This window comes from Alkalibacterium psychrotolerans, assembly GCF_054784355.1.
The window spans coordinates 1-7,340 of sequence record NZ_BAAGPH010000113.1 but is presented as its reverse complement, the minus strand read 5'-3'; the positions used below and the strand labels follow the sequence as shown (position 1 = coordinate 7,340).

6 protein-coding genes are annotated in these 7,340 nt (G+C 36.8%); all 6 read right to left on the bottom strand.

The features are described from left to right. Window positions 1-103: 103 nt before the first annotated feature. The 6 genes from pglX to relB all read right to left on the bottom strand — a co-directional run bounded on the left by pglX (window position 104) and on the right by relB (window position 7,115). Window positions 104-1,564, bottom strand: coding sequence for a BREX-1 system adenine-specific DNA-methyltransferase PglX (pglX, locus tag ACYVLS_RS09505; RefSeq protein WP_460323924.1), 1,461 nt, complete (start codon window positions 1,562-1,564; stop codon window positions 104-106). Between the two features lie 12 nt (window positions 1,565-1,576). Beyond that, window positions 1,577-5,206 carry a BREX system P-loop protein BrxC gene (brxC, locus tag ACYVLS_RS09500; RefSeq protein WP_460323922.1) on the bottom strand — a complete coding sequence of 1,210 codons (3,630 nt, stop codon included), beginning with the start codon at window positions 5,204-5,206 and terminating at the stop codon, window positions 1,577-1,579. 21 nt (window positions 5,207-5,227) lie between these two features. Further along, entirely contained in the window at window positions 5,228-5,809 is a 582-nt protein-coding gene (locus tag ACYVLS_RS09495; RefSeq protein ID WP_460323920.1) for a DUF1788 domain-containing protein, read from the bottom strand. Continuing rightward, window positions 5,806-6,411 (bottom strand): DUF1819 family protein, encoded by a 606-nt coding sequence (locus ACYVLS_RS09490; protein ID WP_460323918.1) that lies wholly within the window; start codon window positions 6,409-6,411, stop codon window positions 5,806-5,808. Before ACYVLS_RS09490 ends, ACYVLS_RS09495 begins: the two co-directional genes overlap by 4 nt. Before the next feature lie 212 nt (window positions 6,412-6,623). Next, window positions 6,624-6,893, bottom strand: coding sequence for a type II toxin-antitoxin system RelE family toxin (locus ACYVLS_RS09485; RefSeq protein ID WP_460323916.1), 270 nt, complete (start codon window positions 6,891-6,893; stop codon window positions 6,624-6,626). Beyond that, window positions 6,894-7,115, bottom strand: a complete 222-nt coding sequence (gene relB / locus ACYVLS_RS09480; RefSeq protein WP_460323914.1) for a type II toxin-antitoxin system RelB family antitoxin — start codon at window positions 7,113-7,115, stop codon at window positions 6,894-6,896. Between the last annotated feature and the right edge of the window lie 225 nt (window positions 7,116-7,340).

The window sequence follows — 7,340 nt, the reverse complement described above, 5'->3', positions numbered from 1 at the left end:
GGATCATCAAAAGCGACTTTTTGAAATTTTTCTCCCCCATGGGGGAGAAAGCTCCATTCTTTCAAACAGTTAATCAATCAACTAAGTTAAGAACAATTCTTAACTACAAACTTATTATACGAGGTGGGTTCGTGATGACGATATCATATATTTTACTTAATGATTTATATTGATCGATCAAATCCTCAATTAGAGGAAAGACGTATTCAATTAATTCAGTCGTAAAAATGTCAATCTCTGTTTTGTTTTTAATTGCTTCTATTTGTTCTTCAACTAATGATATATCAATCTCTGGCATTTGAAGGATGGATCCGTATAGTTTTGCATCATTAAATACACTTACTAATGATTCTGTAGCGTTTTTTACATCTGTATTTCCATCTGCAAATAGTTCTACATATTCAATTTCAATCGTATTACTTTCTTCAATACTATGGATATGAACCTGATAGTCTCGACTGAACAATCGTCGGTCATATTCTCTGGCTTTCATAGTTAAAGCAAATGTGGCTAATTGTGCTGCACGTTTATCTATATCAAGACCAAATAGATTATTGTTTAAAATCAGTTTAGGGATCTCTCGCTCTCTATATCCTCGTGAGAGATATAATTTATAATATACATCGAAAGCATAAACTAAGATATGTCCAGAACCACAACTGGGGTCTAAAAAGGTCAGCTGTTCAATGTCGACCGCTGGTTTATCACCAAGGTTATTATCATCTGACTTCAAATAATAATCTAAAGAACTTTCAATATCTTGATCCGGATATCGTTCTAACCAGTATTTTCCTAAAGAATTATCAACCATATATTTCACTATCCATTTAGGTGTAAATAGTTGGGTAGCTACTGGTATATCCTTTTTACCTGCCTTTTTCCCTCTATTAGAAAAGAAGGATTCTTTCTGGTCAGCAATGTAATACTGATACAACCAGCCAACGATTTCAACTTCTGTCCAGTCTTGTTCATCAACCATCGTAACGATATCTCGAATGACACTATTTTCATTAAGTAGGTTGTCTGGAAGGAGCAGTGCCAAGTCATCGGTGATTGGATCAAAGACATTAGGAAGAATATCTCCCAGCTTGATGCTTTGTTTAATTAATAAGTATTGATAAAGCTCATTCAGCTGACTGTCTTCCTTCATCTGATAAACACGCTCGCGGTTCAGATCAAGGTCATCCACGAGTGATAAAATCTCTGTCAAAGCGTCGGGTTCGCGTTTGTCTGGGTTTTCAGAAGATAAAATACGCATATGAATGGGCAAGAAATCATTGACTTCCATATAGCGCATGGCAACGAAGCGGTTAAACCAAGTGTACGCCGCTTCGTCCATGACTGTTTCATAACCTTCCAGCTGGATACGATTTTTCAAATGATTGTATTGCTTTTGTTCGCGCTCACCCATAACCGTCCCATTGATAATGAGACCGTCACTTAATTCTTGTAACGGTTTGATCTCATCTTTGGTGATACCAAACGAGTAAGCTTTTTGCCTTACAGCATCTTCTATTTTCTTGCGAGCCGTTGCTGCAAACTTTCGTAGTTGCGTCTTATTCAAAGTCAGTCTCTCCTAAATCAATTTGATGTAGTCGGCGTTATTCAGGTAACCTGTTAAAGTTTTACGCACCTTATTTAAATATTCATCGATATCTTCTTCACTATTCAGCTCAACCATACGATTTGGAATGATCGTCTCTTTATGGACCACAGCCGGTCTTCTGGTAACGACTGGTGGTGTGGGCTCAACTTCTACTGGAGGCGTTTCAACTATATCTTCTCCAACGTTTTTTCTGACAGGGTCACTTGGTGGCGTAACTTTCTCTTTATCTTGTTTCGCTCTTTCCAGAATCGCCTGTTTCGCTTCTTCAATCTGATGGATAAGTGTGCCTTTGATCGTACTGGATTCCTGTTTGAATGATTTCAGGTCACGAACTGTTCCTGCTGTCTGTAATCCTGTTTCAACATTGGACAGACGGAACTTATAACTGCGGTAAAGCTTGTCGTACTCCGGCTCCCCTTCTATTGATTTAAGTTCCTGTTCAATGTCTAACTTGTCTTGTTCGATTGCATCATGAACAGGCTGTGATACAGATTCCAGTTCATCTGTATACGCAGAAGTGAACTGATCAGTCCAGTCTTTCAGTTCCTTCATCTTGCGATACGGACGTGGTAGATCGATAATGGCTTTTTCTGATTCATAAATCGTTCGTAACTCATCGTTTTCGATATAGTTACGGTCTTTCTCGTAGAGATTCACTTGCTCAATAGCTTTATCATAGATATGTTTGTGATTGTTTAAAAATTCTAATATATCTTCAAGATTTTCGAATAGGTCTAACAGCTCGTCACCCTGTTCAACATACTGAGTCAAGAACTCTCTGGCATCTTTGATAGAAAGTAAACGCTCGATTTTTGTGATCGCATCGCGGATCAACTGCTGGTCGGGATAGTTATTTTCACGATAAAGCGACAGTTTATCTTGCAGCTCTTTCAGTTCCATGCTGAAACGGTTGGTGATCGTCTGGTACATGTCTTCTTCTTTATCTTCGAGTGCTGAAATATTAAATAAGTCCTTGGTCAGCTCTTTGACTTTTCTTTTGATTGAGTCATTTAATGTTTTGCGTTTAGCAACAACAATTTTCTCCTGCCATTTGGAGCTTTGAATATTGCGCATAAAGTCGTTTTCAAATACATTCATGTGTTTGCTGTTTAATGTGAACTGAACCTTTTCAAGTTTGATCAAGCGGACTAAGCTAGCTAAAATGTCCAGATCATTCCATCCATAGGGCTCCACCGTATAACGATTCAACACTTCTCTTAACGTCACGACCATGTTGCGTTCCTTTTGCATATCAAGATAACGTTCGATCTCTTCAGTTGCTTCATTATTTTTGTCTTCATACTCTTCCAGCAAGGATACATCTCTACGCATAATGAGTTTTTCCAGTTCTTCTTTCGAATAAGAATTTTTTATATAGAAGATTTTAGGGTACGTATTTGAAACCAGCGAGTATAAGCCCTTTTCAATACGCTTTTCTGGTGTACCACTGATGTCAATTTCTGATCCATTGACGATGATATTGGCTTCACTGATATCTTGTTTCAATTTAGCAACAAAGACATCTTCCAATTGCTTACGTTCAGAAGCTTTTCTCTGACGAATGTCTTGCTGAGAAGGCGTCAGTGACTGAGTCGTCTGTCTTCTTAAATACTGATTGATTCGTAAGTAATTTTTGATCTCAGTGAAGTCTTCCTCTTCAGGTAAACGGACGATAACCATTTTATCTTCACGTTGAGACAAGGCAATGGCATCCTGATCTTCATAATGATCGGAATACGTTGTCATGAAACGCACACCAATTGTCGATGATGTACTTCTCAGTGAACGGTCATCGATCCATAGTGAAATATCCATGAGATAGGTAATATCTGGTTGATCACTATAGGGCTGATAATTAAAACGTCTAAGATTTAAGACGTCGTTAATCAAACGGTTCCCTGCTTCCATAATATATTCAGATGTAGGAATTTCGATATTATCGATTTCACGGTTAATATCCTGTTCTTCATTGGTCAAGAATAAATACTTGTTACCAATACGCTGGATTAGAAATTCATTTTCCAGTAAATCTAGTGAGCGCTTGATGTTGTTGCTTAGTTCAATCATATCTTCATCGATGGAATGAATCATCAGAGTCGTTAAGTTCTTTAGTGTTCCGGGCATTTCATCAACATAACGAATAAGGAATAAGAGCTTCAATACGTTGACATCAAACTCACTTAACACTTCGTTCTGATTGGCTTTAATAATTGTCGAGCGGACAGAATGCTCTAATGCCTGATCAATATTATCGTAAAACACATGGAAAGGAATTAGCGTATTTAAATCATTTTCTTTATGCTGAATCGTTGCCTGCTGGATTGATTCTAATAAGTTACGTTCACCGTCAGATAAGTGCTTGCCAGCTGAACCGTGTTCACGAATGCCTGTAAAGACCTTCTGCAGTAAATTAAACTGATACGGGACAAAGGGATATACTTTAGCAAAGTCTTCGCGACCTTTATAAAATCCCATTGTTGCTGCATCTTCGAATTCAAGTTTGTTTTTGATCGATACCGCATGCTCATCGTAATTTGAAAGAAGTTTACCGTAGGCGTCTGCTTTTTTATCAAGCAAACGAATTTTGATTACTTCATCAGCATTGGCACTGCTTAAACTCACACGAGTATTAAAGCGTCCCTGGATTTTAGAGAAGTCGGTTGAGGACATGTGCTCACTTAAGCTATTGATGTCTTGTTGAGAAGTCACGATTACCCATACTTTACCGTTACACAGTTTGCCTAAATCCTCGACAACGGTTTGCAAATTAAGCATCAAGTCAGTATTTTCAGAAATATACTGTCCCACCTCATCTACTGAAAAAATCAGACGGTAGTCTCTATCTTTTTTGTCGACAAATTTCTTAATGCGTTGAGCAAAAGCCTCAACTGATATCGAGTAGTTCTTTTCCCCATTTTCAAGCCAGCGGTTAGCACTTTCTTCACTGCTGTTGCTTGCTTTAGCTAAGGCAGTAACTGTTTCGTCAAAGTTATAATACAGTTCTTCTCGTCCTTCAGACCACTTAAAGCCCGTTTCTTCTTCAAAAAGAGTTTGGAACGCTTCGTATTCACCTTTTTCATCTAATGTTTCTTCAAGTTCAGCTAACCAAGGGATACTCGCGGAGTACCCACGCATTTCGTTATATACTTTATTAAATACTTTTACGATTGCCGTTTTATTTTGCTTGCTGTCGGAATCTGCTTTGGAGTCGATGTTAAATAAGACAACGTCACTTGGGTGTTCAGTTACCTTTTGCATCATTGATAGTAATTCCGGGTTATGTAGTTTGTCCTTAAAGAAGTCAACCGGCTTTTTACCGTCGATTTCTATATCAGACTGCAGTAAGTAAGATAGAATTTTTAAGTAGTGCGATTTACCCGAGCCAAAGAAACCTGAGATCCAAACGCCCATTTTATCCGTCGGTTTAGCGTAAGCATTTGTGTAAGCCTTATAGAAAGTTTCAAAGTGCTGATGCAATTCTTCAGTTACTACATACTCTTCAAGTTCTTGCTTGATATTCTCTTTTTCTTTTTGTCCAATTTTTATAACCCCTTGAATATCTCGGGTAATATCTTTTTTAAATAGCTGTTCTATTTTCATATACTTGTACCCCTTTTCCGTTTAATTCTCGATCAGTTTAAATGCACGGTAATAGTTGTCATCCATAAAACGCGAAAACAGACGTAATCCACCATTCTCATAACGTCCCGGATAAAACATAATCAATGGTTTCTTCTCGATTACTGTTTGAAGATTATTTAAAACTGTATGTGACCTGATGATGGGGTATGCTTTCCCCACACCTGTAATAAAGATCATGGCATCCTCATCCATATGTTCCTGGATATATTTCACAATCCAGTCATTATCTGTCGCAAGCTTCAATGCTTTTTTCATTTTATCGTAAAGGAATTCGCTTCCCTTTTTCTCTTCCATTTTAAAGTTCTTATCCATATATCCACGCTCTTCAAAAAAAGCTAAGACAATATCAAACAAATCAAATTCCTGTATTTTTGTTTCTGGATTTTCCTTTTGTATCTGTTTCTTTATATAGGGAATCGCATCTCTGACTACCAGTTCGTCTTCTGGTTCATAGTCAAAAATATAAAACCCCACTTCATTACCTAAGCCTTTATTTGATAAAATCTTAGGATCTGATAACTTTTCATTTAATTCATCCAGCCTCACTGTGATTGGTCTCACTCAATAACCTCCCCTAACAAAACTTCTACAATATGCTTTTCTTTTTCGGATTTTAAATACTGTTCAACTTGGGATGAAATAATTGGCCTTTGTAAGAGAATCTTTGTTTCAAAATAACTGGCATACTCTGCATCTACTAACGCTCGATGGTAAGCGTTTACTAACCTTTCACGTGTTTCAACTTTCCATTTTGCTATGGTTTCATTCTGCTCGACCTTGCTTTCAATGAAAGAAATAGTGTCTAGTTTTGTGACCTCGTCATCGAGTGTTAACCATTTGTCCCAAACGATCTCACGCATCCATTCATAAAATAGTGTATCAGATTTGATAATGGCATAGAGTAAAATGGCTTTACTAGTTGATGAATCAGAAACTAAGAAGTTTTCTGTTAGAAAATCATCTAGGTTGTCTAGCCGTTTTTTAATTACAGTTAGAAAACGGCTACGCCGATCTTTACTGGTCAGTTGAAAAAGATTATCTTCTATGACTCTTTCCTTGATCTCTTCGTTACTTGTCCCTTGATTAATTAACTCAGCAACCATTCTAGCCTCTCTATATAAAAACGGTCGTGTATTTAATGTGGTACTATACTTTTTCACCATAACATTTTCGCTCTTTTCTAAAAGACTCTATTACCTTTAAGTATAACAGTTTGAGCTGATTGGCGAAATGGCTAACCACAAAAAGACCACCTCAGAAATAATAAGGTGGTCGAGTATTAATTATGATTTTAGTTTACACCTGTGTTAGTTCAACATTTCTCTAAAAAGGATATGTTTTTTACTATCATATTGAGTGATAAATATAGTCCTTCTCAGTAGATATCTCTTCGGTGCCCTATTTCTAAAATGAGAATAGTAATTGTTTCGTCATTAATATCAGCAATTAAACGATAATCACCAATACGATAACGCCATTCCCCGGAATGATTCCCAACCAAACCCTTTCCAAACTGTCTAGGGTCATTAGTATTGACTAGATTTTTATTAATCCAACTCATAATCAAAAGTGACTGATGCTTGTCCATTTTTTTTAATTTCTTTTGAGCTTGTTTTGCAAAACGGACCTCATAGTTTTTTGCCATTTAGTCGGATAACTCCTTTAGCATCTCATCAAAAGAGAGACTTTCAGGATTCTCTTCATAGTCTTGCATGGCTTGTTTGTATAAGTTCAAGTCAATGTCATCTTCTATCTTCGCTAAAACAGAATTTCTAAATAAAGCAGATACAGATATATTTTTTGATTTCGCGTACTCTTTTATAACTTTCTCGTCCTCAGGATCGATTCTTAATGAAATAGCTGCCATAGAAATCACCCTTTCTTTTGTATGTACATTGTATTACAAAAAGATAGCTAATGCAACTTATTTCTTTAGACTGGTTGATTCATCAAGCTCTTTAACTAATTAACTCAAGTTTCGCACCCCTAAGAACGACGTTCTATCCTTTTACCGTAAAGATCAGTTAGAATATTGAACTTAAAAGTACAGAAAAAGACACCTCTCTTTGGTAAAATGTAGTTACCAACAAAC